Origin of the sequence: Shinella sp. NM-101, assembly GCF_021401195.1 — a bacterium.
GTDB lineage: Bacteria > Pseudomonadota > Alphaproteobacteria > Rhizobiales > Rhizobiaceae > Shinella.
The window spans coordinates 411874-436336 of sequence record NZ_JACBFT010000004.1 but is presented as its reverse complement, the minus strand read 5'-3'; the positions used below and the strand labels follow the sequence as shown (position 1 = coordinate 436336).

Genomic DNA, 24463 nt, shown 5'->3' with positions numbered 1-24463 from the left:
GCGACCGTCTCGTTGCTGCCGGAAAGCCGAAGATCGTCGCCATCGTCGCGACCATGCGAAAGCTCCTCACCATCCTCAACGCCATCATCCGGGACGGAAAACCATGGCAAAGCGCTTGACTCACAAGACAGTCGTTCTCCCCGCCGGGGAGAAGGGAAGGAGCCGGGACGGGACCATGCCATGTGCGACAGCCCTGCCCTCGCCGCCAAGGTGGCGGGCAGGACCGGCAATAGCGTGCATCGCCCTCACCCCGCAACCGCCGAAAGCCCGGCGTCGAGCGCCGAGACGATCTTCCGCACGTCGGCGGCGGTGATGACGAGCGGGGGCGAGAGGATGACATTGGCGCCGGAGGTGCGGACCATGACGCCCGACTCGTAGGCGGTGTCGTAGACCTTCTGCACCACGTCCTTGGCGGCGGCGCTCTTCGTGGCGCGGTCGGAGACGAGCTCCAGCGCGGCCATCAGGCCCTTGCCGCGCACGTCGCCGACGAGGTCGTGCTTCGCCTTCAGCCCTTCGAGGCCCGCCATGAGCTCAATGCCGCGGGCGGCGGCATTGGCGGCGGTGTCGGCCTTCGCGGTTTCCTTGAGCGTCGCAAGGGCGGCGGCGGCGCCGACCGGATGGCCGGAATAGGTGTAGCCGTGGCCGATGGCGCCCAGGCCATCCCTGTTGCTCTCGAAGACGCCGGCCACCCGGTCGGAGATCATCACCGCGCCGAAGGGGAAATAGCCGTTGGTGATGGCCTTGGCGGTGGTCATCATGTCCGGCTTGACGCCGACGCCGCGCGAGCCGGTCCAGGCGCCGGTGCGGCCGAAGGCGGTGATCACCTCGTCGGCGATGAGCAGGATGCCATGCCGGTCGCAGATGGCGTGCATCAGCGGCATGAAGGTCTCGTGCGGCACGATCACGCCGCCCGCGCCCAGCACCGGCTCCATGATGAAGGCGGCGATGGTGTCGGCGCCCTGGAAGGCGATCTCGTCCTCGAACTGGCGGGCGATCGCCTGCGCGATTTCCGCCGGATCGGCCGTGTTGAAGGGATTGCGGTAGGGATAGGGCGCGGCGAGATGGAAGACGCCCGGCAGCAGCGGCTCGTAGTTGCGGCGGAAATTGGCATTGCCGTTGACCGAGGCGCCGCCGAAATGCGTGCCGTGGTAGCCCTTCTTCAGGGCCACGAACTTGGTGCGCTCCGGCTGGCCGTTGATCTTGTGGAACTGGCGGGCAAGACGCAGCGCCGTCTCGACGGAATCCGAACCGCCGGAGGTGAAGAAGGCGCGGGTCAGCCCGTCCTCCCTGAAGAATTCGGCAAGCTCGTAGGAGAGCTCGATCAGCGGCGAATTGGTGGTGCCGCGGAAGGTGGAATAGTAGGGCAGCGCGTCGAGCTGGTCGCGGATCGCCTGCTTCACCGGCTCGCAGGAATAGCCGAGATTGACGTTCCACAGGCCCCCGACGGCGTCCAGCACCTTGCGGCCCTCGATGTCCACCACCTCGACGCCCTCGCCCGCATTGATGATGCGCGGGGGCTTGGCCTGCATCTCGGCCGGATGCGCCATGGGATGCCAGAGATGGCGGGCGTTGTTCTCGATGAGGAAATTGGAATCGCGCATGGGATTTCCTTTCAAATTCCAAGCATTTTCAGCGCCTGCGCATAGCTTTCGGCAGGCCGGGTCACGTCGAAATGCACATGGGGGAGGTTGACGGCCTGTGCCCCCTCTATGTTCTTCTTCTGGTCGTCGACGAAGACGCAGTCCGCCCGGTCGAGACCGAGTTCGGCGAGCACCTGCTCGTAGGCGCGCGGATCGGGCTTCAGGATCCCGGTATAGGTGGCGTCGACGATGATGTCGAAGAGGTCGATCAGCGGGAAGCGCTTGCGGAACGCGGCGCCGTAGAAGAGGTCGAGTTCGTTGGAAAGGATGGCAAGCCTGAGGCCCGCGGCCTTCGCCTTCAGAACCGCATCGCGCGCCTGCGGACGCAGCACGAGCTCGCCGTCCGCCCCCCGCGCGCGCTGCACGAAGGTCTTCATGTCCGCCCAGTCCTCGCCGATGAGCGCGCCGACCTCGCGGGTGCGGGTCATCCAGTAGTCGCGCTCGGTGATCTCGCGCGCCTGCATCGAGACCCAGAGCGGATCGGTGGACGGATCGAACGGCCCGCGCCAGGTGAGCGTGCCGGCCGGAAGCCCCAGCGCCCGCTCGGTGATGTCGTGCGTCTCGAACAGCGTGCGGGTGACGACGCCGCCGAAATCGAGGATGAGCGCTTTTTGGTTTTCCGCATGTCCGGACGGAAAACCGGCCCCCACTTTTCCTGGAAATGCGCCCGTCATGCGATGCGACCCCTTTCGACGATGCCCTCGTCGACCCAGCGGTCGAAGACCTCCAGCGCCTTGAGGGCGAATTCCGGGGCGTTGATATGCGCGGCGACCTCCGTGAAGGCGACCGACGGCGGCACGGCCCTGCGCATTTCCGAAAGGAAGGCGTCGAGCGCCTCGGGCTCGTGCAGCGGCTCGCCCTCCCGGTCCCATTCCTGCAGCCCCCCGACCGGCAGGAGGAAGGCGACGGGGGCGCTCGCCGCCGCCATCCGCGCCGCCACGACATGCGCCACCGCGCGGCGCTGCTCCGGCGAGACGGTGACGGAGGCGATCAGCCGGTTGTGGGCATGGTAGGGCCGGTCGGCGAAGCGCGCGGGCGTTTCCTGCCAGGCCGGCATGTCCACCATGTCGACGGCGCCGGGGGCGATGAGCTGCGGAATGCCGGCGCGGCCGGCATTTTCCATGCGGTCCGGCCCCGACGTGACGACCGAGCCGTTTTCCGCATTGGTGACCTCCTGGATGCAGAAATCGAAGACGGCGGCGAATTCGCCGCGCGCGGCGACGGCCTCGTAGGCCCGCCCGCCCATGCCGGTGGAATGGAAGACGGCGACGTCGTAACCGCGCCGCTCCAGTTCAGGCTTCAGCACCTTCATGTATTTGAGGCAGGAGGAGCCGAGCGAGGTCATGCCGATCAGCGGCCGCTCGCCGCCGGGCTTCTCGACCGCCTTCGCCGCGCCGACGACGGCGCCCGAGGCCTGCGACAGCACCGCCCGGCAGATCGGGTTCAGCCCGTAGAGCCCGCCGGCCCACAGGATCATCATCAGGTCGGGCGCGATGCGCTCCGGCGGCAGGAGATGGGAATAGGCGATGGTGGAGACGATGAATTTCGGCACGCCGAGCGGCAGGACGGCGGCGACGTCGAGCGCAAGATCGGTGCCGAGCGAACCGCCGAGCGCGATCATGCCGTCCACCGCGCCGGCCGCGCAGAGATCCCGCACCAGCGCCACCGCGCCGCGCGCCATCGCCGCCATGGCGGAATTCTCGTCGCCGCTTTCGAGGATTTCGGCGATGGTGGTGCCGCCGGCGGCGGCCACGTCATGCTTGGAATGGTCGGGCACATAGGGCGCATCGCCGAGGATGCTGACATCGACCATCACGGGCAGGCCGCCCGCCCTGCCGATGACCTCGGCCATGAACAGCAGCTCTTCGCTCTTGGTGTCGCCGGTGCCGATCACCAGTATCCGGGGCAGACGGGCGCTTGCGCTCATCGACCGTATCCTCCTCGTTTGCGGGGACGGGCCTGCCAAAGCGTTCACCAGGAACGCCCCGCGTCAAGCCCGCCATCCGCCCGCAACGCCTCCTCCGGCGCCCCGCGGGCAGATATTACTTAACATGCGAATTAATCTGGCAGGAAGCGCGACGCATTGCAAGTCTATATTTGAAGCCTTGGTTCATATGTTGAACCGTCAGGGCACCAACCGATTTTATTTAACATGTTTATTATTTGATCTGGATCAACGTTCGCCGCGGCACCCCCGCTATCCTGCGCCGCAGGGAAGGACCCGCCCGGCTAGAGGAGGAGAAGGCCATGGGAAAACTGTCGCTTGCCGCAAAGATCACGCATGTCCCGTCCATGTTCATATCCGAGATGCCCGGCCCCCATCACGGCTGCCGGCAGCCGGCGATCGACGGGCTGACGGAAATCGGCCGGCGCTGCGATGCGCTCGGCGTCGACACGATCGTCGTCTTCGACACGCACTGGCTGGTCAACACGGCCTATCACATCAACGCGCGCGAACGGTATGCCGGCATCTATACCAGCAACGAGTTCCCCCACTTCATCCAGGACCTCGCATACGACTATCGCGGCGCGCCCGATCTCGGCGACGAGATCGCCCGGCTCGTCTCGGCGGAGGGCATCCGCATGATGGCGCACCATGTCGATACGCTGGAGCCGGAATACGGCACGCTGGTGCCGATGCGCTACATCAACGCCGACGGCCGGTTCCGCGTGCTCTCCATCGCCGCCTGGTGCCCCTGGCACGAAATGGAGGAGAGCTTCCGCATCGGCAGGGCCGTGCGCCGGGCCATCGAGGAAGGCGGCTGCAACGCCGCGATCCTCGCCAGCGGCTCGCTCTCCCACCGCATCCACGACAACAACGCCGCCCCCGCCGGCATCCACACCATTTCCAACGAGTTCTACCGGCAGGTGGACCTGCGCGTGCTGGACCTCTGGCGCGCCGGCCGCAACGAGGAATTCGTCAAGATGCTGCCGCTCTATTCGAGGCTCTGCCACGGCGAGGGCTTCATGCACGACACCGCCATGCTGTTCGGCGCACTCGGCGGCGACGGCTATGACGGCAGGGCGGAGATCCTGACGGACTATTTCACCTCCTCGGGCACGGGACAGGTCAACGCGGTGTTTCCGCTGGCGGCGTGAGCCACGGCCGACGGAAAGGACACCCTCGCCCTTGGCCCTGCCCCCTCTCTCCGCAGGCGAGGGCCATCGCATAGAAGGAAATCGTTGCCCCATCCCCTTCTCCCCCGCTGGGGAGAAGGGAAGAACGGCGACGTCCAGTTCCATATGCCATGGCCCTGCCCCGCAAGCGGGCCGAGGGGACGCGCCCCATGAGCGGGTATTGCTTGAGAAAACCGGTGCGGCATATCCCCTTCGCCCCGCCGGCGGGGAGAAGGTGGCCGGCAGCACGGGTGAGGGGCGTGGCATCCACTGCGTGAAAATTGCAAAGGAAAAACAAACGACTATCATCGTCCCCCTGCAATCAGGGCGCCAGCCGGCACAGGCGCCCGCCAAAGCCCCCTTGACACGCCGCATCATTTCTTTAACATGTTAATCAAAATCGCGGACCGGGAGGAACGATGCCGCATCTGACCGTGGAATATTCGGCCAATCTCGAAGGCCGCACCGATCTCGATGCGCTTTGCGCGGCGCTCCTGGAGACCGTGCTGGAGACCGGCCTCTTCGAGGTCGGCGCCGTCAGGGTTCGCGCGCTTCGGGCCGATCATTACGCCATTGCCGATCGCCTGCCGGAGAACGCCTTCATCGACCTCAACCTGCGCATCGGCAAGGGCCGCAGCGGTGAGGAGAAGAAGCGCACCGGCGAGGCGCTGTTTGCGACGGCCGGCCGGCTGCTCGCCCCCCTCTTCGAGACGCCGCATTTCGCGCTGTCGCTCGAAATCCGCGAGATCGACGCGGAATTGAGCTGGAAGAAGAACGCCATCCATCCGCGCCTGCGCGCCAGGTAACCGAAATCCCCGGGAAAGCATCATGTCGAAACTTCAGGAAAACATCACGCGGGCCGAGGCCTACCTTGCCCGCTTCAAGCAGGAGGGCGTCCTCAACCGCATCGCCGGCGAGGACGTGCCGGCCGCCGATGGCGCGACCTTCGAGACCATCTCCCCGGTCGACCTGAAGCCGCTCGCCACCGTCGCCAGAGGCGCGGCCGCCGACATCGACCGCGCCGCCAGGGCCGCCAAGGCCGCCTTCGCCGACTGGGCCGCCATGCCGGGCGATGCGCGCAGGAAGCTGCTGCACAGGATCGCCGACGCCATCGTCGCGCGTGCCGAGGAGATCGCCTTCGTCGAATGCATGGACACGGGGCAGTCGCTGCGCTTCATGGCCAAGGCCGCGCTGCGCGGGGCGGAGAACTTCCGCTTCTTCGCCGACCGCGCGCCCGAGGCCCGCGACGGCAGGACGCTGCGCGCCGAAGGCCAGGTCAACATGACGACCCGCGTGCCGATCGGCCCGGTCGGCATCATCACGCCGTGGAACACGCCCTTCATGCTCTCGACGTGGAAGATCGCGCCTGCGCTTGCCGCCGGCTGCACCATCGTCCACAAGCCGGCCGAGTTCTCGCCGCTGACGGCGCGCCTGCTGGTCGAGATCGCCGAGGAGGCCGGCCTGCCGAAGGGCGTCTGGAACCTCGTCAACGGCTTCGGCGAGGATGCCGGCAAGGCGCTGACCGAGCACCCGCTGATCAAGGCCATCGGCTTCGTCGGCGAAAGCCGCACCGGCTCGATGATCATGAAGCAGGGCGCCGACACGCTGAAGCGCGTGCATTTCGAACTCGGCGGCAAGAACCCCGTCGTCGTCTTCGCCGATGCGGACCTCGAACGCGCCGCCGACGCCGCCGTCTTCATGATCTATTCGCTGAACGGCGAGCGCTGCACCTCCTCCTCGCGCCTCCTGGTGGAGGAGAGCATCCATGACCGCTTCACCGGCCTCGTCGCCGAGAAGGCGAAGCGCATCAGGGTCGGCCATCCGCTCGATCCGGAAACCGTCGTCGGCCCGCTGATCCATCCGGTGCACGAGAAGAAGGTGCTGGAATACATCGCCATCGCCAGGGCGGAAGGCGCGACGGTCGCGGCGGGCGGCGAGAAGTTCGCCGGCCCCGGCGGCGGATGCTACGTCTCCCCGACGCTCTTCACCGGCGCGACCAACGCCATGCGCGTCGCGCAGGAGGAGATCTTCGGCCCGGTGCTGACGGCCATTCCGTTCAGGGACGAGGCGGAGGCCCTGTCGCTCGCCAACGACGTCCAGTACGGCCTCACCGGCTATCTCTGGACATCGGACGTCACCCGCGCCTTCCGCTTCACCGACCATCTGGAGGCAGGCATGATCTGGGTGAATTCGGAGAATGTGCGCCACCTGCCGACGCCGTTCGGCGGCGTCAAGAATTCCGGCATCGGCCGCGACGGCGGCGACTGGTCCTTCGACTTCTACATGGAGACGAAGAACATCGCCTTTGCCACCCGCGCCCACGCCATTGCGAAACTCGGCGGCTAGCCGCCGGCCCGAAACCCGGCGGCTGACCCCGCCCACCGCAGACCGCGCCCGCCCTCGCCTGCCGAGGCGGGCTTGAGGAGGACCCCATGCCCGTACCCCAGCCCAATCTCTACCCGCCCTTCAACATCGTGCGCCTCAGCCATGTCGAATTCGGCGTCACCGACCTTGCCAGGTCCCGCGCCTTCTATGTCGATACGCTCGGCCTGCAGGTGACGGACGAGACGGCCGACACGATCTATCTGCGCGCCATGGAGGAGCGAGGCCACCATTGCATCGTGCTCCGGAAATGCGACAGGCCCGAAGCCCGCGACCTCGGCTTCAAGGTCTTCGATGACGAGGACCTCGACAGGGCCGTGCATTTCTTCAAGGGCAAGGGCCTGCCGGTGGACTGGGTCGAGCGCCCCTACCAGGGCCGCACCTTCCGCACGCGCGATCCGCACGGCATTCCCCTGGAATTCTACACCAGGATGGACCGCCTGCCGCCGATCCACCAGAAATACGCGCTCTATCGCGGCGTGAAGCCGCTGCGCATCGACCATTTCAACTGCTTCTCGCCCGATGTCGACGCCTCCGTCGCCTTCTACAACGAGCTCGGCTTCCGCGTGACGGAGTACACCGAGGACGAGGAGAGCGGCAGGCTCTGGGCCGCCTGGACGCACCGCAAGGGCGGCGTGCACGACATCGCCTTCACCAACGGCCGCGGCCCGCGCCTGCACCACACCGCCTTCTGGGTGCCGACGCCGCTCAACATCATCGACCTGCTCGACCTGATGGCGACGACCGGCTGGGTCTCCAACATCGAGCGCGGCCCCGGCCGCCACGGCATCTCCAACGCCTTCTTCCTCTACATCCTCGACCCGGACGGCCACCGCATCGAGATCTACTGCTCGGACTACCAGACGGTGGACCCGGACCTCGAACCCATCAAGTGGGACCTCAAGGACCCGCAGCGCCAGACGCTGTGGGGCGCGGCGGCGCCGCGATCCTGGTTCGAGCACGGCAGCCTCTTCGCCGGCACCGACGTCCTGGAACCGCAGCTCAAGGCCCAGCCGATCATCGCGCCCTGACGGGCATTGCAAATCGCCGGCCGAGCGCCGAGAACAGCGCGAGGCCTTCGAGGGAGCAGGACATGGACAGCGATGAATTCCGCCACTGGTCACGAACCGCCGCCGACTGGGGCGCCGACTATCGGGCGACTCTGCGCGCGCGGCCGGTGCGCGCGCAGACGAGGCCGGGCGACATCTTCAGGCAGATCGCCGATGCCGCCCCGGAGACCGGCGAGGCCATGGAGACGATCTTTTCCGATTTCGAGCGGATCGTCCCCGACGGGCTCACCCACTGGCAGCATCCGCGCTTCTTCGCCTATTTCCCGGCCAATGCCGCGCCCGTCTCCGTCATCGCGGAGTATCTCGTGACGACAGTCGCCGCCCAGTGCATGCTCTGGCAGACCTCGCCGGCGGCGACGGAGCTGGAGACCCGCGTGGTCGGCTGGCTGCGCCGGGCGCTCGGCCTGCCGGAGGGCTTTTCCGGCGTCATCCAGGATTCCGCCTCCACCGCCACGCTCGCCGCCGTGCTCGTCATGCGCGAGAAGGCGCTTTCCTGGAAGGGCAACAGCGAGGGGCTGGCGGCGCACGGGGCCGTGCGCGTCTATGCCTCGAAACAGGTGCACACCTCCATCGACCGGGCGATCTGGATATCGGGCATCGGCGAGGCGAACCTCGTGCGCATCCCGACGAAAGGCCCGCTCTACGGCATGGACCCCGAGGCGCTCGACGCCGCCATCAGGGCGGACCTTGCGGCGGGCCACATCCCGGCCGGCGTCATCGCCTGCACCGGCGGCACCTCCATCGGCGCCTGCGACCCGATCCGCGACGTCGCGGCGGTTGCAAAGGCGCATGGGCTCTACCTCCATGTCGATGCGGCCTGGGCGGGCTCGGCGATGATCTGCCCGGAATTCCGCACGCTCTGGGACGGCATCGAGGCGGCCGATTCCATCGTCTTCAACCCGCACAAATGGCTCGGCGCCAATTTCGACTGCTCGGTGCAGTTCATCAGGAGCCCCGAGGACCAGGTGCGCACCCTCGCCATCCAGCCGGAATATCTCAAGACCCACGGCCATGACGGCATCGTCAACTATTCCGAATGGTCCGTGCCGCTCGGCCGCCGCTTCCGCGCGCTGAAACTGTGGTTCCTGATGCGCTACCACGGCCTCGAAGGGCTGCGCACGATGATCCGCAACCATGTTGCATGGTCGCGCGAGCTGGCCGCGCGGCTGGCCGCCGAACCGGACTTCGAGATCGTCAGCGAGCCGGTGCTCTCGCTCTTCTCCTTCCGCCACACGGGCGGCGAGGACGGCGACCGGCACAACATCGCCCTCGTCAACGCCATCAACGACGACGGCCGCATCTACCTCACCCAGACCCGCGTCGACGGCCGCATCGCCATCCGCTTCCAGGCGGGCCAGTTCGAGATGACCCGCGACGACGCCGATACCGCCTTCACGGTGATCACCGGGATCGCCCGCAGACTGACGTAAGGAGACCACCGTGACCGAACGGCCCCGCCTCGCCGGCTTTTCCCATCAGGGCGTCCTGAAATACGGCCTCGTCAGGGAAGACGGCATCGTCGACCTCTCGGCCCGCCACGGTGCGCGCTGGCCGAGCCTGCGCGAGGTGATCGCGGCGGGTGCCCTTTCGACGCTGGCCGAGGAAGCGGCGGGGCTTGCCGCCGACCACGCGCTCTCCGACATCGTCTACGAGATCCCGATCCCCGCGCCGGAGAAGATCATCTGCGTCGGCGTCAACTTCCCCGACCGCAACGAGGAATACAAGGACGGCCAGGCCGCGCCCGCCAACCCCTCGCTGTTCATCCGCTTCCCGCGCTCCTTCACCGGCCACGGCCGGCCGCTGATCCGCCCGCCGGAAAGCCCGCAGCTCGACTACGAGGGCGAGATCGCCATCGTCATCGGCAAGGGCGGGCGGCGGATCGCGCAGGCCGATGCGCTCAGCCATGTCGCCGCCCTCACGCTCTGCAACGAAGGCACGATCCGCGACTGGGTGCGCCACGCCAAGTTCAACGTCACGCAGGGCAAGAATTTCGACGCGACCGGCTCGATCGGCCCGTGGCTCGTGCCGTTCACCGACGAAAGCCAGCTTGCCGACGTGGCGCTGGAGACCCGCGTCAACGGCGAGGTGCGCCAGAGCGACCGCACAAGCCGCATGATCTTCTCCTTCCGCAGGATCATCAATTACATCTCCACCTTCACGACGCTCACGCCGGGCGACGTCATCGTCTGCGGCACGCCGACGGGCGCGGGCGCGCGCTTCGACCCGCCGGTCTGGCTGAAGCCGGGCGACGTGGTGGAGGTCGAGGCCGAGGGCATCGGCCTTCTTCGCAACACCATCGCCGACGAGGTTTCCCGATCATGCTGACGCCAGACGACATCCGCGCCGCCGTAACGAGCCTCGACGACGCCGAGCGCAGCCGCAACCAGACCGGCCTTCTCTCGCTGAAACATCCCGGCATCACCATGGACGAGGCCTATGCGATCCAGGGCGCCTGGGTGCGCAAGAAGATCGCCGACGGGCGCCGGGTGATCGGCTGGAAGATCGGCCTCACCTCCAAGGCGATGCAATATGCGCTGAACATCGACATCCCCGATTCCGGCGTGCTCTTCGACGACATGCTCTTTGCGGACGGCGCGTGCGTGCCGGCCGACCGCTTCATCCAGCCGCGCGTCGAGGCCGAGATCGCCTTCGTCATGAAGGCGCCGCTGAAGGGCCCCGGCGTCACCGTCTTCGACGTGCTGAACGCCACCGACTACGTGACGCCTGCGCTGGAAATCCTCGACACGCGCATCCTGCGCGTCGATCCCGAGACGAAGAAGGCGCGCACCATCGCCGACACCATCGCCGACAACGCCGCCAATGCCGGCATCGTCACGGGCGGGCGGGCCGTGAGGCCCGATGCAATCGACATGCGCTGGATGGGCGCCATCGTCAGCCGCAATGCGGAGGTGGAGGAAACCGGCCTCGGCGCCGGCGTGCTCAACCAGCCGGCCCGCGGCGTCGCCTGGCTCGCCAACCGCCTCGCGCAGTATGGCGACGGCATCGAGGCGGGCCAGATCGTGCTCGCCGGCTCCTTCGTCCGCCCGGTCGAAGCGCGCCACGGCGACACCATCGTCGGCGATTTCGGGCCTTACGGCTCGGTCAGCCTGTTCTTCGCATAGGAGTTGCCATGCCCGCCCCGAAAAACCGCTTCAAGCAGGCGCTGAAGGAGGGTCGCGCGCAGATCGGCCTCTGGCAGGCGCTCGCCAATCCCTACACGGTCGAGATCTGCGCGGAGGCGGGCTACGACTGGCTGCTGCTCGATGCCGAGCACGCGCCGAACGACGTGCCGCTGCTCGTCTCCCAGCTCCAGGCGATGAAGGGCTCGGCAAGCCATGCCGTCATCCGCCCGCCGATCGGCGAGACCTGGATCGTCAAGCAGCTTCTCGACATCGGCGCGCAGACGCTGCTGGTCCCCATGGTCGACAGCGGAGCGATGGCGCAGGCGATGGTCAAGGCCGTGCGCTACCCGCCCCATGGCGTACGCGGCGTCGGCGCGGCGCTCGCGCGCGCCTCGGCCTTCAACCGCACGGCGGACTACCTCCAGACCGCCAATGACGAAATCTGCCTGCTGCTGCAGGTGGAAAGCCGCGCCGGCCTCGACGCGCTCGACGCCATCGCCGGCACGGAGGGCGTCGACGGCGTCTTCATCGGCCCGGCCGACCTCGCCGCCGACATGGGCTTCCTCGGCCGGCCCGGCGCGCCGCAAGTGCAGGCCGAGGTGGAGAAGGCGCTGGCGAGGATCCGCGCGCACGGCAAGGCGGCCGGCATCCTCACCGGCGATCTCGGTCTTGCCAAACGCTACCTCGACCTCGGCGCCACCTTCGTCGCCATCGGCAACGACGTGACGCTGCTCGCCAACGCGACGACGAAACTGCTGGCCGACTTCAGGGCCGCCGAGCCGGCGAAGGCGCCCGAGGGCGCGAAGGTCTACTGACGCCGCCTGTCGGGACGGCCCTGGGGCAAGCCGGTGCCGCCCTCCCTTCTCCCCTCGGGGAGAAGGTGGCCCGAAGGGTCGGATGAGGGGGCGGCTCCGGGCTAAAATGCCGGCGTCCTTGCCTGCGGCATCCCCCTCATCCGCCTGCCGGCGCCTTCTCCCCGAGGGGAGAAGGGGAGTGCGGTGACCGCCCTGCCCCGTGCCCCCTGCCGCGCGCGCCTAGAGCATTTCCGCTTTTCTTCGAATCGCGAAAACGCTCTATCCTTTTGTTTCTACGCAATTCCGGACGCAAAACCGCTGCGCACTTTTGCTGGAATTGCTCTAGAGCTGGATCCACGCCGTCTTCAGGTCGACATATTTGTCCAGCGCATGCAGCGACTTGTCATGGCCGTTGCCGGACTGGCGCACGCCGCCGAGCGGCACGGTGTTGTCCGCCCCGCCATAGGTGTTGACATGCACCACGCCCGCGCGGATGCCGCGCACCATGCGGTGCGCCCGCGAGAGATTGGAGGTCCAGACGGCGGAGGCGAGGCCGTAGTCGGTGGCGTTGGCGATGCGCAGCGCCTCCGCCTCGCCGTCGAAGGGGATGATCGACAGGATCGGGCCGAACACCTCCTCGCGGGCGAGCGTCATGCCGGGCGTGACGTCGAAGACGGTCGGCTCCATGTAGAAGCCGCCGGTCTCGGCGAGGATGCGCCGGCCGCCGGTGCGCAGCCTCGCGCCTTCGGAGAGCGCCTGTTCGGCAAAGCCGAGGTCCTTGGCGAGCTGGGCCTCGCTGGAAACGGCGCCGGCCTCGGTGGTCAGCAGCAAGGGATCGCCGACCTTCATGGCCGCGGCGATGCCCGCGACTTTCGCGGAGAATTCCTCGGCGATGGACCGTTCGACGAGGAGGCGCGAGCCCGCCACGCAGACCTGGCCGGAATTGCGGAAGATGCCGTAGGCCGAGATCCTGGCCGCCTTGTCGAGGTCGGGCGCGTCGGCGAAGACGACGTTGGGCGACTTGCCGCCGAGTTCGAGATAGACGCGCTTGAGGTTGGAGCGCGCGGAATATTCGAGAAGCCGCCGTCCGACCGGGCCCGAGCCGGTGAAGACGATGACGTCGATGTCGGGATGCAGGCCCATGGCCTCGCCCGTCACGGCCCCGCGGCCGGTGACGACATTGAGGACACCCTCCGGCAGGCCCGCCTCGGCGCAGAGTTCGGCAAGGCGCAGCAGCGAGAGGGAGGCGACCTCCGCCGGCTTCAGCACGACGGAATTGCCGGCCGCGAGCGCCGGCGCGATCTTCCAGGCGCCGATCATCAAGGGGAAGTTCCACGGCACGATGGCGCCGACGACGCCGACCGGCTCGCGATGGACGAGGCCGAGAATATCGCCCGCCGTCGGGGCGATCTCGCCATAGACCTTGTCGATGGCCTCGGCATAGTAGCGGAAGCTGCCGGCGGCGCTGCCGGGCTCGGCCTTCAGCGCCATGGCGATTTCCGTGCCGTTGTCGCGCACGCCGAGCACGGCAAGCTCCAGCGCATGCTTCTCGATCAGTTCGGCGATCCGCACGAGCACCTTCCTGCGCTCGGCGGGCGCGGCCTTCGACCAGCGACCCTTTTCGAAGGCGGCGCGGGCGGCCCTGACGGCACGGTCGACATCCGCCGCGCCGGCATCGGCGATGGTCGTCAGCCTGCGCCCGTCGATGGGCGAGACGACCTCCAGCACCGCCTCGTCCGCGGCCTCGCTCCACCCGCCGTCGATGAACAGCGACCGGGGGGTGACGGGGATGTTTCGGAGCGCTTCGATCTTTTCCTGCATCGTCTTTCCCTGGAAGGAGGGACGACGCGCCGCAGCGCGCCGTCCGTTCGGCATTGCTCAGACTTCACGGCCGAGGCCGAGCCGCGCGAAGGCGCCGGCATCGCCCGCCTTCAGGCGCATGGCGCAGAAGAGGCCGACGACCGCGGCGATCACGACGAGGCCGGGCAGGAACACGGCAAGCGCCCCTTCCGCCCCGGCGAGCGCGCCGAAGTTGGTGGCAATATAGAACACCAGCGCGAGAAGGATCAGCCCCGTCAGCACCGGCAGCACGGTCGTCACCAGCTTGTTGCCCTCAAGGCCGGGATTGCGGCTGAAGAAGGCGACGATGGAGAAGGCGGTCAGCGCCATCAGGAGGATGATCGCCAGCGTGCCGACATTGGTGAGCCAGGAGAACAGCGCGAGCACCGGATCCTGCCCCGTGGCGGCGAAGAGCGCGACGACGAGGACGGCGATCACCGTCTGCACGAGCGAGCCGGCATGCGGGCTCTGGAAGACCGGATGGGTGACGCCGAGCGCCCTCGGCAGCAGGCCTTCGCGGCCGGCGACGTAGAGATAGCGCGCCACGCCGTTGTGGAAGGCGACCACGCCGGCAAACAGGCTGGTGATGAAGAGGACGCCCATGACCGTGGTGATGCCGCCGCCGACATAGCGCTCGGCAAGGCCGAAGAGGAAGGTTGTCGGATCGGCAAGGCCCTGGATTTCCGGCACCAGCTTGTCGACGCCCGCGCCGTTGACCATCAGCCAGGAGGTCAGCATGTAGAAGAGGCCGATGATCAGCACGGAAATGTAGGTGGCGCGCGGCACGGTCTTGGCGGGCTCGCGGGCCTCCTCGCTGTAGATGGTCGTCGCCTCGAAGCCGATGAAGGCGGCAAAGCAGAAGAGGATGCCGATGGCCGGCGTGCCGCTGAAGAAGGCGGTGGGCGTGAAGGGCGCGGCGGAAAGGCCGCTGTCGCCGCCCTTGACGAGGATCGCCGCGTCGATGACCAGCACGACGAGATATTCGAGGACCACCAGCACGGCGAGCACGCGGGCGGAGAAGTCCACCCGGCGATAGCCGAACACCGCGACGACGGCGATGCCGGCGAAGGTCCAGGCCCACCAGGGCAGGTCGATGCCGTAGCCGGCGAAGAAGCCGGCCGTTGCCGCGCCGAAGAGGCCGAAGACGCCGATCTGCATGGCATTGTAGGCAAGGATCGCCACGAGCGCCGCGGCCCCGCCGGCAAGCCCGCCGAGGCCCTGCGCCGTATAGGCATAGAAGGCGCCGGCATTGCTGATGTGCCGGGCCATGGCGACATAGCCGACGGCGAAGAGCAGCAGCACCGTCGTCACGAAGGCGAAGGTCAGCGGAATGCCCGGCCCGTTGCCGAGCATCATCGACAGCGGCACGCCGCCGGCCACCGCCGTGAGCGGCGCCGCGGCCGAGACGACGAGGAATGTCACCGCCCCGACGCCGAGGCTGTTCTTGCGCAACTGGTTCGCGCCGCCGGGCGACACGGTTTCACTGGTCATGATCTTGCTCCCATCCTGACGGCCGGCCCGCGGCCGCCGCTCTCCTGACGCCGCGCGACTGCCACGGCGGTTCCCACTGCATAATCCGCTTGCGGTTCATTATTTGAACCATTATTTTAATAATAGACTTGCAAAAGCCAGCTTCGCCGTCAAGTTATTTCTCATGTTAAGTATCTCGATGCGGCATGGGAGGACGAAAGCGACGGGGCCCGCGCCGGAAATCCGGTTGCGGCGGGCGTAACGGAAGACGGAAGAAACAAATGAGCACCATCGGCAAGGCCCTCGCCCTCCTCGACCTCATCTCCCGGCTCGACAGGGATACCGGCCTCAGCGACCTCGCGCGCCTGTCCGCGCTCGACAAGGCGACGGCGCGGCGCTTCCTGGTGGAGCTCGAACGGCAGGGCTTCGTGGAGCAGGACGCCGAGACGCGCAGGTACCGGCTGGGCGCGGCCCCGGTGCGCCTTGCCCGCATCCGGCAGGCGCGCTTTCCCTTCGCCGCGGTGGCCGCGCCTTTCGTCAGGGCGCTGGCGGAGGAGACCGGCGAGACGGTGCATCTGTCCGAATTTGCCGGCGGGCGCCTTGCCACCATCCATGTGGAGGATTCATCGCAGGCCCACCGGGTGATCGTCGATCTCGGCGCGGCCCTGCCCTTCCACGCCACCGCCTCGGGCCTCGCCTTCCTCGCCTTCCTGCCGGAAGGCGAGATCGACCGCGTGCTGGCGCAGCCGCTGGAGCGCTTCTCGCCGCAGACGATCACCGATGCGAAGGCGGTGCGCGCCATCCTGGCGGAGACGGCGGAGCGCGGCTTCTCGATCAGCCACCAGGGCTTCGAGATGGGCGTGATCAGCGCCGCCGCCCCGATCATCGCGCCGAACGGCAGGCCGGTCGGGGCCATCGCCGTTGCCGCGCCGACGGCACGGGCGGACACGGCGCGGATGCTCGACATCGGCGCCGGCGCGGCCGCTGCCGCCCGCGGCATCGCGGAGAAATATTACGGGACGAAGCGCTAGAGCAATTCCAGCAAAAGTGCGCAGCCGTTTTGCGTCCGCAATTGCGTAGAAACAAAAGGATAGAGCGTTTTCGCGATTCGAGGAAAAGCGGAAATGCTCTAGCCTCGCTTCGTCCGCCCCCGCGGCTTGGTCGCCAGCACGTTGCGGATCGCGAAGCTCGAATGGATCCGCGAGACCCCCGGCATGGCCGACAGGATCTCCTTGTGGATGCGCTCGAACTCGCCGGCATTGGCGACCTCGACGCGCAGCAGGTAGTCCGAGCCGCCCGTCATCAGGAAGCATTCGCGGATTTCCGGGTGCTTGCGCACCGCCGCCTCGAAGCGGTCGAGGTGATCCTCCGTCTGCCGCTCCAGCGTGATGTTGATGATGACGGCGATGGTCGATTCGGCGTTGGAGGCATCCACCAGCGCCGTATAGCCGCGGATGACGCCCGCCTGCTCCATCAGCTTGATGCGCCGAAGGCAGGCCGACGGCGACAGGCCCACCTCGGCGGCGAGCCGCGCATTGCTCATGCGCGCATCGAGCCGGAGAAGCCGCAGGATGTTCCGGTCTATCGCGTCCAGCGCCGTCATTGCAGATCGTTCCAAAGATTCGTCGTTTCGTTCAAAAATCATGGCCACGCGCAACAATCAAGCGCTGTTTCGTCGGCAATTTCACAATCGTTTCACTAGGCTCCGCCGAAACCGGGAGGCAGGGCATGGACGGCGTGACGAAGACGATGCGGCAGGGCGAGGCGGGCGCGACGGGCGGTGCCTCGGGCTATCTCGCCATCGACCTTGCCGCCCTTGCCCGCAACTACGAGCGGCTTGCCGCCGAGGTCGCGCCGGCGCGCGCGGCGGCCGTCGTCAAGGCCGATGCCTACGGGCTCGGCGCCGCCCGGGTCGCCGAACGCCTCCATGCCCATGGCTGCCGCCACTTCTTCGTCGCGCAGTTCGTCGAGGCGCTGCGCCTGCGCCCGCTGCTGGCCGCCGACGCCACGGTCTTCGTGCTGAACGGCCTCCAGCCCGGCAACGAGCTGGCCTGCGCCCGCGAGGGCATCGTGCCCGTGATCAATTCGCTGGAGCAGTGGCGGCAATGGGCGGATGCCGCCCGGACGCTCGCCCGCCGGCTGCCGGCCGTCCTGCAGTTCGACACCGGCATGTCGCGGCTCGGCGTGCCGCCGGAAGAGCGGGCGGCGCTGGCCGAACTGGTGAGCGGCGACAGCGGCATCGACGTGCTCTTCGTCATGAGCCACCTCGCCTGCGCCGACGATGCCGACAGCGCGCAGAACGGCGAGCAGAGCGCCGAGATGGCGCGCGTTTCGGCGCAATTCCCGCAGTTTCCCGTCTGCTTCGCCAATTCCGGCGGCATCTTCCTCGGCAAGGCCTATCACGGCGTGCTCGCCCGCCCCGGCATCGCGCTCTATGGCGGCGCGCCGACGGCCGGCCGGGCAAACCCGATGGAGCCCGTCGTAAAGCTCGACGTCGCCGTGGTGCAGACGCGCACGGTGCCGGCCGGCACGCGCATCGGCTACGGCGGCAGCCATGTCGCGACCGGCCCGACCCGCCTTGCCACCATCGCCGCCGGCTATGCGGACGGCCTGCCGCGCAGCCTTTCGGACCGCGGCGCGGTCTATTGCGACGGCGTGCGCCTGCCCATCGTCGGGCGCGTCTCGATGGACAGCATCACCATCGACGTCTCCGCCCTGCCCGAAGGCCGCCTCAAGCTCGGCAGCCTCGTGGAGGTGCTCGGCCCGCACCAGACGCTGGAGGATGTCGCCCGCGACGCCGGCACCATCGCCTACGAGATCCTGACCGGTCTCGGCCATCGATACGAGCGGCAGTACCGCTAGGACACGCGCTGCCCGCCACGCCTTTTCTGCAAGTGAGGAACCCATGAAAGTCATCGTTCTCGGCGCCGGCATCGTCGGCGTCACGTCGGCCTACCAGCTTGCCAGGGCGGGGCACGAGGTCACGGTCGTCGACCGCCAGCCCGGCCCCGCGCTGGAGACCAGCTTCGCCAATGCCGGCGAGGTCTCCTTCGGCTACTGCTCGCCCTGGGCCGCGCCGGGCATCCCGATGAAGGCGATGAAGTGGCTGTTCATGGAACACGCCCCGCTGATCCTGCGCCCCAAGGTGGACATGGCGATGCTGCGCTGGATGGCGCAGATGCTACGCAACTGCACCTCCGAGCGCTATGCGATCAACAAGAGCCGCATGCTGCGCCTTGCCGACTACAGCCGCGTCTCCATCGCCGCGCTGCGCGAGGAGACCGGCATCGCCTATGACGAGCGCATGCAGGGCACGCTGCAGCTCTTCCGCACGCAGGCGCAGCTCGACGCCTCGGCCAAGGACGTCAAGGCGCTCGCCGCCGACGGCATCCCCTACGAGGTGCTCGACCCCGAGGGCTGCATCCGCGTCGAACCGGCGCTCGCGCATGTGCGCGAGAAGATCGTCGGCGGCCTGCTGACGCCGAAGGACGAGACCGGCGACTGCTTCAAGTTCTCCAATGCGCTGGCGGCCAAGGCCGCCGAACTCGGCGTCACCTTCAACTACGGCAGCATCATCCGCGGGCTGGACGTCGAAGGCGGGCGCGTCACCGGCGTCGTCACCGCGCATGGCCGGCTCCAGGCCGACGCCGTGGTCGTGGCGCTCGGCAGCTTCTCGCCGCTCCTCGTGCGCCCGCACGGCATCCGCCTGCCGGTCTATCCGGTCAAGGGCTATTCGCTGACGATCCCGATCACCGACGCCTCGCGCGCCCCGGAATCGACCGTGATGGACGAGACCTTCAAGATCGCCATCACCCGCCTCGGGGACCGCATCCGCGTCGGCGGCATGGCGGAGATCTCCGGCTACACCAACGATCTCGGCGAGCCGCGCCGCCTCACGCTGCAGCACTCGGTCACCGATCTCTTCCCCGGCGGCGACGTGTCGAAGGCGAGCTTCTGGTCGGGCCTGCGCCCGATGACGCCCGACGGCACGCCGGTCATCGGCCCGACGAAGATCGCCGGCCTCTTCCTCAACACCGGCCACGGCACGCTCGGCTGGACGATGAGCTCGGGCTCGGCCCGCGTCATCGCCGACCTCGTCTCCGGCCGCAAGCCCGAGATCAACGCCACCGACCTCGCCGTCGCGCGCTACGCCTGAAAACGAAAAGGCGGCCTAGCGGCCGCTCCATACGTGGCAAGGGCGGGAACCGAGGTTCCCGCCCTTTGCTGTCTTGAGGCTTTACTGCGCGATCGGCGCGTAGGCGCCGTTGTTCCAGCGGTTGATGTCGTAGCTGGCGTCCTTGAGGTCGCCCTTCTCGTCGAAGGTGACGGTGCCGACGACGGTGTCGATCGGCTGGCCGTTCTTCAGCGCCTCGGCGACCTTGGTCGGATCGTCCGAGCCGGCGCGCTCGATGCCCTGCGCGAAGGCCTGGATCACGGCATAGGAGAAGAGCGTGAAGCCTTCCGGCTTGAAGCCGCCGGACTGGATCTTCTCGACGGCTTCCTTCGCCTCGGGCTTGGCCTGCGGATCGGACGGGAAGACGAACAGCGTGCCCTCGCCGGCCGGGCCCGCGACCTGCCAGAATTCCGGCGAGGCGATGGAGTCGGGCATGATGAGCTGGAACTTGTAGTTCTGCTCGGCCGCCTGGCGCAGCATGAGGCCGGCTTCCGGGTGGTAGCCGCCGAAATAGACGACATCGACCTTGGCGTCCTTCAGCTTGGTCACCAGGGCGTTGTAGTCCTTCTCGCCGGCATTGATGCCCTCGGCGAGGACTTCCTTGAGGCCGTTCTCGTTCATCGTGGCGCGCACCGCATCGGCGACGCCCTGGCCGTAGGCCGTCTTGTCATGCAGGACGGCGACGTTCTTGCCGGCATACTGCTTGGCGATCCACGGGCCGATGAAGGCGCCCTGCGCGTCGTCGCGGGTGTAGAGGCGCATGATGTTGGTCCAGCCCTTGGCGGCGGCGGCGTCCGTCATGACCGGGTTGGAGGAGGCCGGGCTCATCATCAGCGTGCCGTTTTCGGCATAGACCGCCGAGGCCGGGATGCTCGATCCCGAGCAGGCATGGCCGTCGACGAAGCCGATGCCGGCGGCCGTGATGCGGTTGGCCACCGAGACGGCCTGCTTCGGGTCGCACTGGTCGTCCTCGAACTGCAGCTTGATCTGGCGGCCGAGCACGCCGCCCTTGCCGTTGATGGCGTCGGCGGCTGCCTGCGCGCCCTGCTTGAACTGGTCGCCGATCGTGGCCAGCGGCCCGGTCATGGGGCCGGCCACGGCGATGGTGAGGTCCTCCGCCCGGGCGGCCGTGCCCATCAGAAGGCCGAGGGCCGTGCCGATGATCAGGATGCTTTTCATATGTCTCAACTCCCCTTTTGCGCCCGCACCATCGCGGGTCGCCGTTTCCGAAACCGGATCGTTCTCCTCAGGCGCCGACGGTCCCGCCCGAAAGGAGCGGCTGGCATTCGAGCCACTCCCAGAGATAGGCGGCAAGACCCCGGTCGACGTGGATGCGCAATGTCTGCAGGTCCCCGTGGAAATAGACACTGCATGTCATGCCGCAAAACTGCAAGGCGGCACAGGGGCCGGGATCGGCGGGATCGATCGTCGTCGCCCGCGCGATAAGGTCGCGCACCCCCGGCCCGCGCGCTTCGAGCACGCGCAGGCCCGCGCCGACCGTCGTCACGCCGTAGCCCTCGACGTGCCATCCATCGGCGCAGTCCTCTGCCGTCATGCCGACCGCGAGCAGCCGGTCGCGCGCCATGCGCACCGCATAGCGCCCGCCGGAGGCGAGCCCCAGCGCGCCGACATCGCTGCCGAGGCCGTATCGCGCGAGAAAGCCGCCGATGTCGCCGCTGACGAGGCGCTGCGGCAGGCCGGCGACGGCGCGCACGGAAAGGGAAGGCGCGGCGAGCACCGCGCGCGCCCAGTCCGGCTCCGGCCGCCACTTGCGGGAATTGTCAAGCATGGAGACGGCCTCCTTCCGGATCGAAGGCGCAAGGGGCGACGATCTGCGCGCGCCGCACCGCCTTGAGATGCTGCAATTCGATGACCTCGCCCATGCGCGCATGGCCGCGCTCGATGAGGCCGAGCGCGATCGGCCGCTGGAGCGCGGGGCTGAAATAGCTCGACGTGACATAGCCGGTGCTGCGCAGCCCGCCCGCATGGCGCTCGATACCGTGCGCGCCGGTCGGCAGCATGCCCTGGCCGTCCACCGCCTCCAGCCCGACGAACTGCCGCCGGTCGTCCCGCGCGGCATCCTCGGTGATCAGCGAGCGGCGGCCGATGAATTCGGCCGTCTTCCTTTGCAGCGGCGCCGTGAGGCCGAAATCCATCGGCCGGCTCGTGCCGTCGGTGTCCTTGCCGATGACGACATAGCCCTTTTCCGCGCGCAGGATCATCAGCGCTTCCAGGCCGAGCAGCGTCGCCCCGAAAACCTCGCCCGCCCGCCGCAGCCGCAACCAGAGCGCGGCCGCATGGTCGGCCGGGACGGAGATCTCGTAGGATCGCTCGCCGGTGAAGCTGACGCGGGCGATCCGCACCGGCACGCCCTCGAAGGCCCCGGAAACGACCGCCATGTGCGGCAGGACGGCATCGTCGAGCGCGGCGTCGAGGCCGGTCGCGGCGAGGAGCGCGGGCGCGCGCGGGCCGGTCACCGTCAGCGTCGCCATCTCGGCGGTCGCATTGTGGACGAAGACGCGGCACCGGTCGAACCGGTCCTGCCGCCACTCCTCCAGCAGCGCGTGCACGCCCGCGACATGGGAGGAGGAGCAGGAGACGACGAAGCGGTTGTCGTGGAGCCGCACCAGCACGCCGTCGTCGTAGATATTGCCCGCCTCGGTGAGGATGAAACCATAGCGGCAGCGGCCGGGGGCGAGCGTCGAGACGGTGTTGTAGTAGATGAAATCGAGGAAGGGCGCGGCATCCGGGCCGATGACCTCGATCTTGCCGAGCGGCGAGCCGTCGAAGAGCGCGACGCCCGTGCGCGCGGCCGCGGCCTCCGCCTGGATGCGCGCATCCTCCGGTCCCGCGCCATAGAAGGCCGGGCGCAGCCAGCCGCCATATTCGCGGAACACCGCGCCGTCCGCCCGATGCTCGCCTTCGAGCGGCAGGCGGCGCAGCGGGTTCATGCGCGTGCCGGAGCGCGCGCCCGCAAAGGAGGCGAACGGGACGGGCGTAAACGGCGGGCGGTAGGTCGTCGTGCCCACCTCGGGAATGCGCCGGCCGGTGATCTCGGCCATCAGCGCCAGGCCGTTGACATTCGAGGTCTTGCCCTGGTCGGTCGCCATGCCGAGCGTGGTGTAGCGCTTGAGATGCTCGACGGAGACGAAGTTCTCGCGGACGGCGAGCTCGACGTCCTTGGCGGTGACGTCGTTCTGCAGGTCGATCCAGACCCGCTCCTTCGCCCGCGGCTTCGGCCAGGCGGCGACGATGTCGAAATCGCTGCGCGCGGCGTCGGCAAGGTCTTCGGGCAGGCCGAAGTCGCCCGCGGCAGCGCCTACGACCGCGACGCCCTCCACCGGCCGGCCCGGCACGAAGGCGAGAATGTCGTCGCGCCAGTCGAGCCTGCCCTGCGCCTGGCAATAGAGATGCACGGTCGGCGTGAAGCCGCCCGAGGCGAGCACCGCATCCGCCTCCAGCGCGCTGCCGTCGGAAAGCCTGACGGCACGGACCGCGCCGCGGCCGCGCGCGGAAACGACGGAGAGCCCCTTCAGCACCCGCAGCCCGGCGGGAACAGGGGCATCGGGGCGATAATCGACCACCGTGACCTCGGCGCCGGCCCTCGCCAGCGCCTCCGCCGTCTCGTAGGCAAGGCCGTTGTTGGTGGCGACGACGACCTTGTGCCCGGCGACAACGCCGAAGCGCCTGAGATAGACGAGCGCGGCCTCGGCGGACATGACGCCCGGCAGGTCGTTGTTGCCGAAGGGCAGCGGCCGCTCGATGGCCCCCGTGGCGAGCACGATGGCGCCGGCGCGCACCCGCCACAGGCGGTCCGGCGCGCCGTCCGCGCCCGTCTGGCTGAGACCGACGAGGCGGTGGTCGTAGATGCCGAAGGCCGTGGTGCCGGTCAGCACCAGCGCGCCGGCCTCCACGAGTTCCGCCGCGACATCCGCGGCCCATTCCACCCCCGGCCTGCCCTCGATGGTCGCCGCACGGTGGAGGAGGCTGCCGCCGGCCTGCCGCCCGTCGTCGCAAAGCACGACCCGCCGGCCGTCCCGCAGGGCCTTGCGCGCCGCAAGGAGGCCCGACGGCCCGGCGCCGACCACCAGCACGTCGCAATGATGGTTGACCTGCTCGGCGAAGGACGGCGCGCGCAAGCCGGCATCCAGCGTGCCGAGGCCCGCCATCTGCCGGATGCTAGGCTCGAACAGGTGCCAGTCGGGGAACATGAAGGTCTTGTAGTAGAAGGCGGCCGGGATGAAGCGGGCGAAGGCGTCGATGAAGGCGCGGCGGTCGTTCTCGGCGCTCGGCTCGGCATTGACGCTGCGCACGGCAAGGCCGTCGGCGGCCGGAACCTGCGTTGCGCGCGTATTGGGCATGGCGCCCGCGATGGCGACCAGCGCGTTCGGCTCCTCGACGCCCGCGCCCCAGAGGCCGCGCGGACGGTGATACTTGAAGCTGCGGCCGAGGACGGAGATCCCGCCGGCCAGCAGCGCCGAGGCGACGGTGTCGCCCGCAAAACCCGCCACCGTCCTGCCGTCGAAGGTGAAGCGCAGCGGCCGCGTCCTGTCGATGTCCGTGCCGCCCTCAGTGCGCCAGGCCGTCATCGCCGCCTCCTTCCACCAGTGCGAAGGAGCGCGCAACGCCGTGGTGCACGGTGTCGCGCTCCATGCGGAACACCTCGCCGCAGGTCATGTGCATCCAGATCTCGCTTGCCGCGCCGCGCGGGTTGTTGCGCTCGTAAAGGTAGGCGGTCCATTCGCCGTCCGTCACGTCGCGGAAGCCTTCCGGGCGGCGGTTGCCGGCGTCGCCGCCGAAGTGGAATTCGCTCTCGCTGCGCGGGCCGCAGAAGGGGCATGGGAAAAGCTGCATC

The 24463-nt window shown here is 68.4% G+C and carries 21 protein-coding genes and 1 pseudogene; 12 read left to right on the top strand and 10 right to left on the bottom strand.

Annotation, left to right across the window (positions count from 1 at the left end; all coding sequences use genetic code 11):
• A pseudogene (locus L0976_RS11410) lies at positions 1–119 on the top strand (IS110 family transposase); the annotation flags it as partial.
• 126 nt (positions 120–245) lie between these two features.
• Here L0976_RS11410 and L0976_RS11405 read toward each other — a convergent pair.
• From L0976_RS11405 to L0976_RS11395, 3 genes are read right to left on the bottom strand one after another with little or no spacing between them, the layout of a single operon-like run.
• Positions 246–1601, bottom strand: coding sequence for an aspartate aminotransferase family protein (locus tag L0976_RS11405; protein WP_234187380.1), 1356 nt, complete (start codon positions 1599–1601; stop codon positions 246–248).
• Between the two features lie 11 nt (positions 1602–1612).
• A complete protein-coding gene (locus L0976_RS11400; protein WP_234187379.1) occupies positions 1613–2314 on the bottom strand; it encodes an HAD family hydrolase in 702 nt (233 codons plus the stop codon).
• Positions 2311–3567 carry a Tm-1-like ATP-binding domain-containing protein gene (locus L0976_RS11395; protein WP_203320420.1) on the bottom strand — a complete coding sequence of 419 codons (1257 nt, stop codon included), beginning with the start codon at positions 3565–3567 and terminating at the stop codon, positions 2311–2313. Before L0976_RS11395 ends, L0976_RS11400 begins: the two co-directional genes overlap by 4 nt.
• 320 nt (positions 3568–3887) lie before the next feature.
• On the opposite strand from L0976_RS11395, the gene hpaD (L0976_RS11390) reads away from it, so the two are divergent.
• The 8 genes from hpaD (L0976_RS11390) (at position 3888) to hpaI (ending at position 12146) form a co-directional block, all read left to right on the top strand.
• A complete protein-coding gene (gene hpaD / locus L0976_RS11390) occupies positions 3888–4739 on the top strand; it encodes a 3,4-dihydroxyphenylacetate 2,3-dioxygenase (RefSeq protein ID WP_234187378.1) in 852 nt (283 codons plus the stop codon).
• Positions 4740–5176: 437 nt separating this feature from the next.
• Positions 5177–5563 carry a 5-carboxymethyl-2-hydroxymuconate Delta-isomerase gene (locus tag L0976_RS11385; protein WP_234187377.1) on the top strand — a complete coding sequence of 129 codons (387 nt, stop codon included), beginning with the start codon at positions 5177–5179 and terminating at the stop codon, positions 5561–5563.
• A gap of 22 nt (positions 5564–5585) precedes the next feature.
• Positions 5586–7103, top strand: a complete 1518-nt coding sequence (gene hpaE, locus L0976_RS11380) for a 5-carboxymethyl-2-hydroxymuconate semialdehyde dehydrogenase (RefSeq protein ID WP_234187376.1) — start codon at positions 5586–5588, stop codon at positions 7101–7103.
• Positions 7104–7189: 86 nt separating this feature from the next.
• Positions 7190–8170, top strand: a complete 981-nt coding sequence (gene hpaD / locus L0976_RS11375; RefSeq protein WP_234187375.1) for a 3,4-dihydroxyphenylacetate 2,3-dioxygenase — start codon at positions 7190–7192, stop codon at positions 8168–8170.
• Positions 8171–8232: 62 nt separating this feature from the next.
• The gene (locus L0976_RS11370) at positions 8233–9639 is read left to right on the top strand and encodes a pyridoxal-dependent decarboxylase (protein WP_234187374.1); all 1407 of its coding nucleotides are present in this window, start codon (positions 8233–8235) and stop codon (positions 9637–9639) included.
• A gap of 10 nt (positions 9640–9649) precedes the next feature.
• Positions 9650–10534, top strand: coding sequence for a fumarylacetoacetate hydrolase family protein (locus L0976_RS11365; RefSeq protein WP_233290871.1), 885 nt, complete (start codon positions 9650–9652; stop codon positions 10532–10534).
• The gene (gene hpaH, locus L0976_RS11360) at positions 10528–11331 is read left to right on the top strand and encodes a 2-oxo-hept-4-ene-1,7-dioate hydratase (protein ID WP_234187373.1); all 804 of its coding nucleotides are present in this window, start codon (positions 10528–10530) and stop codon (positions 11329–11331) included. Before L0976_RS11365 ends, hpaH begins: the two co-directional genes overlap by 7 nt.
• An 8-nt stretch (positions 11332–11339) precedes the next feature.
• A complete protein-coding gene (gene hpaI, locus L0976_RS11355; protein ID WP_234187372.1) occupies positions 11340–12146 on the top strand; it encodes a 4-hydroxy-2-oxoheptanedioate aldolase in 807 nt (268 codons plus the stop codon).
• A gap of 321 nt (positions 12147–12467) precedes the next feature.
• Here hpaI and L0976_RS11350 read toward each other — a convergent pair whose 3' ends face one another.
• Together L0976_RS11350 and L0976_RS11345 are read right to left on the bottom strand one after the other, a co-directional pair.
• Positions 12468–13946, bottom strand: a complete 1479-nt coding sequence (locus L0976_RS11350) for an aldehyde dehydrogenase (protein WP_234187371.1) — start codon at positions 13944–13946, stop codon at positions 12468–12470.
• A gap of 57 nt (positions 13947–14003) precedes the next feature.
• Positions 14004–15455, bottom strand: coding sequence for an APC family permease (locus L0976_RS11345; RefSeq protein ID WP_234187370.1), 1452 nt, complete (start codon positions 15453–15455; stop codon positions 14004–14006).
• Between the two features lie 260 nt (positions 15456–15715).
• Here L0976_RS11345 and L0976_RS11340 point away from each other — a divergent pair, with 260 nt between their 5' ends.
• Positions 15716–16465, top strand: coding sequence for an IclR family transcriptional regulator (locus L0976_RS11340; RefSeq protein ID WP_234187369.1), 750 nt, complete (start codon positions 15716–15718; stop codon positions 16463–16465).
• Positions 16466–16563: 98 nt separating this feature from the next.
• On the opposite strand, the gene L0976_RS11335 is transcribed toward L0976_RS11340, so the two are convergent.
• Positions 16564–17037 carry an Lrp/AsnC family transcriptional regulator gene (locus tag L0976_RS11335; protein WP_203320409.1) on the bottom strand — a complete coding sequence of 158 codons (474 nt, stop codon included), beginning with the start codon at positions 17035–17037 and terminating at the stop codon, positions 16564–16566.
• Between the two features lie 125 nt (positions 17038–17162).
• On the opposite strand from L0976_RS11335, the gene alr reads away from it, so the two are divergent.
• Both alr and L0976_RS11325 read left to right on the top strand, forming a co-directional pair.
• Positions 17163–18296, top strand: a complete 1134-nt coding sequence (gene alr, locus L0976_RS11330) for an alanine racemase (RefSeq protein WP_234187368.1) — start codon at positions 17163–17165, stop codon at positions 18294–18296.
• 43 nt (positions 18297–18339) lie between these two features.
• Positions 18340–19590, top strand: a complete 1251-nt coding sequence (locus L0976_RS11325) for a D-amino acid dehydrogenase (RefSeq protein ID WP_234187367.1) — start codon at positions 18340–18342, stop codon at positions 19588–19590.
• An 81-nt stretch (positions 19591–19671) separates the two neighbouring features.
• On the opposite strand, the gene L0976_RS11320 is transcribed toward L0976_RS11325, so the two are convergent.
• The 4 genes from L0976_RS11320 to L0976_RS11305 form a co-directional block, all read right to left on the bottom strand.
• Complete coding sequence (locus L0976_RS11320; RefSeq protein ID WP_234187366.1) at positions 19672–20787, bottom strand: branched-chain amino acid ABC transporter substrate-binding protein; 1116 nt, start codon at positions 20785–20787, stop codon at positions 19672–19674.
• Between the two features lie 67 nt (positions 20788–20854).
• Positions 20855–21397, bottom strand: coding sequence for a sarcosine oxidase subunit gamma family protein (locus tag L0976_RS11315; protein WP_234187365.1), 543 nt, complete (start codon positions 21395–21397; stop codon positions 20855–20857).
• Positions 21390–24197 (bottom strand): 2Fe-2S iron-sulfur cluster-binding protein, encoded by a 2808-nt coding sequence (locus L0976_RS11310; RefSeq protein ID WP_234187364.1) that lies wholly within the window; start codon positions 24195–24197, stop codon positions 21390–21392. Before L0976_RS11310 ends, L0976_RS11315 begins: the two co-directional genes overlap by 8 nt.
• The gene (locus L0976_RS11305; RefSeq protein ID WP_234187363.1) at positions 24178–24462 is read right to left on the bottom strand and encodes a sarcosine oxidase subunit delta; all 285 of its coding nucleotides are present in this window, start codon (positions 24460–24462) and stop codon (positions 24178–24180) included. Before L0976_RS11305 ends, L0976_RS11310 begins: the two co-directional genes overlap by 20 nt.
• Position 24463 lies beyond the last annotated feature (1 nt).

Excerpts from the sequence above, each read along its gene's own strand:
- L0976_RS11310 (WP_234187364.1), bottom strand. The coding sequence starts at position 24,197 with ATGACGGCCTGGCGCACTGAGGGCGGCACGGACATCGACAGGACGCGG.
- hpaE (WP_234187376.1), top strand. The coding sequence starts at position 5,586 with ATGTCGAAACTTCAGGAAAACATCACGCGGGCCGAGGCCTACCTTGCC.
- hpaD (WP_234187378.1), top strand. The coding sequence starts at position 3,888 with ATGGGAAAACTGTCGCTTGCCGCAAAGATCACGCATGTCCCGTCCATG.
- alr (WP_234187368.1), top strand. The coding sequence starts at position 17,163 with ATGGACGGCGTGACGAAGACGATGCGGCAGGGCGAGGCGGGCGCGACG.
- L0976_RS11395 (WP_203320420.1), bottom strand. The coding sequence starts at position 3,567 with ATGAGCGCAAGCGCCCGTCTGCCCCGGATACTGGTGATCGGCACCGGC.
- L0976_RS11400 (WP_234187379.1), bottom strand. The coding sequence starts at position 2,314 with ATGACGGGCGCATTTCCAGGAAAAGTGGGGGCCGGTTTTCCGTCCGGA.
- hpaD (WP_234187375.1), top strand. The coding sequence starts at position 7,190 with ATGCCCGTACCCCAGCCCAATCTCTACCCGCCCTTCAACATCGTGCGC.
- L0976_RS11405 (WP_234187380.1), bottom strand. The coding sequence starts at position 1,601 with ATGCGCGATTCCAATTTCCTCATCGAGAACAACGCCCGCCATCTCTGG.
- hpaH (WP_234187373.1), top strand. The coding sequence starts at position 10,528 with ATGCTGACGCCAGACGACATCCGCGCCGCCGTAACGAGCCTCGACGAC.
- L0976_RS11385 (WP_234187377.1), top strand. The coding sequence starts at position 5,177 with ATGCCGCATCTGACCGTGGAATATTCGGCCAATCTCGAAGGCCGCACC.
- L0976_RS11350 (WP_234187371.1), bottom strand. The coding sequence starts at position 13,946 with ATGCAGGAAAAGATCGAAGCGCTCCGAAACATCCCCGTCACCCCCCGG.
- L0976_RS11305 (WP_234187363.1), bottom strand. The coding sequence starts at position 24,462 with ATGCAGCTTTTCCCATGCCCCTTCTGCGGCCCGCGCAGCGAGAGCGAA.
- hpaI (WP_234187372.1), top strand. The coding sequence starts at position 11,340 with ATGCCCGCCCCGAAAAACCGCTTCAAGCAGGCGCTGAAGGAGGGTCGC.
- L0976_RS11335 (WP_203320409.1), bottom strand. The coding sequence starts at position 17,037 with ATGACGGCGCTGGACGCGATAGACCGGAACATCCTGCGGCTTCTCCGG.
- L0976_RS11315 (WP_234187365.1), bottom strand. The coding sequence starts at position 21,397 with ATGCTTGACAATTCCCGCAAGTGGCGGCCGGAGCCGGACTGGGCGCGC.
- L0976_RS11370 (WP_234187374.1), top strand. The coding sequence starts at position 8,233 with ATGGACAGCGATGAATTCCGCCACTGGTCACGAACCGCCGCCGACTGG.
- L0976_RS11320 (WP_234187366.1), bottom strand. The coding sequence starts at position 20,787 with ATGAAAAGCATCCTGATCATCGGCACGGCCCTCGGCCTTCTGATGGGC.
- L0976_RS11345 (WP_234187370.1), bottom strand. The coding sequence starts at position 15,455 with ATGACCAGTGAAACCGTGTCGCCCGGCGGCGCGAACCAGTTGCGCAAG.
- L0976_RS11325 (WP_234187367.1), top strand. The coding sequence starts at position 18,340 with ATGAAAGTCATCGTTCTCGGCGCCGGCATCGTCGGCGTCACGTCGGCC.
- L0976_RS11340 (WP_234187369.1), top strand. The coding sequence starts at position 15,716 with ATGAGCACCATCGGCAAGGCCCTCGCCCTCCTCGACCTCATCTCCCGG.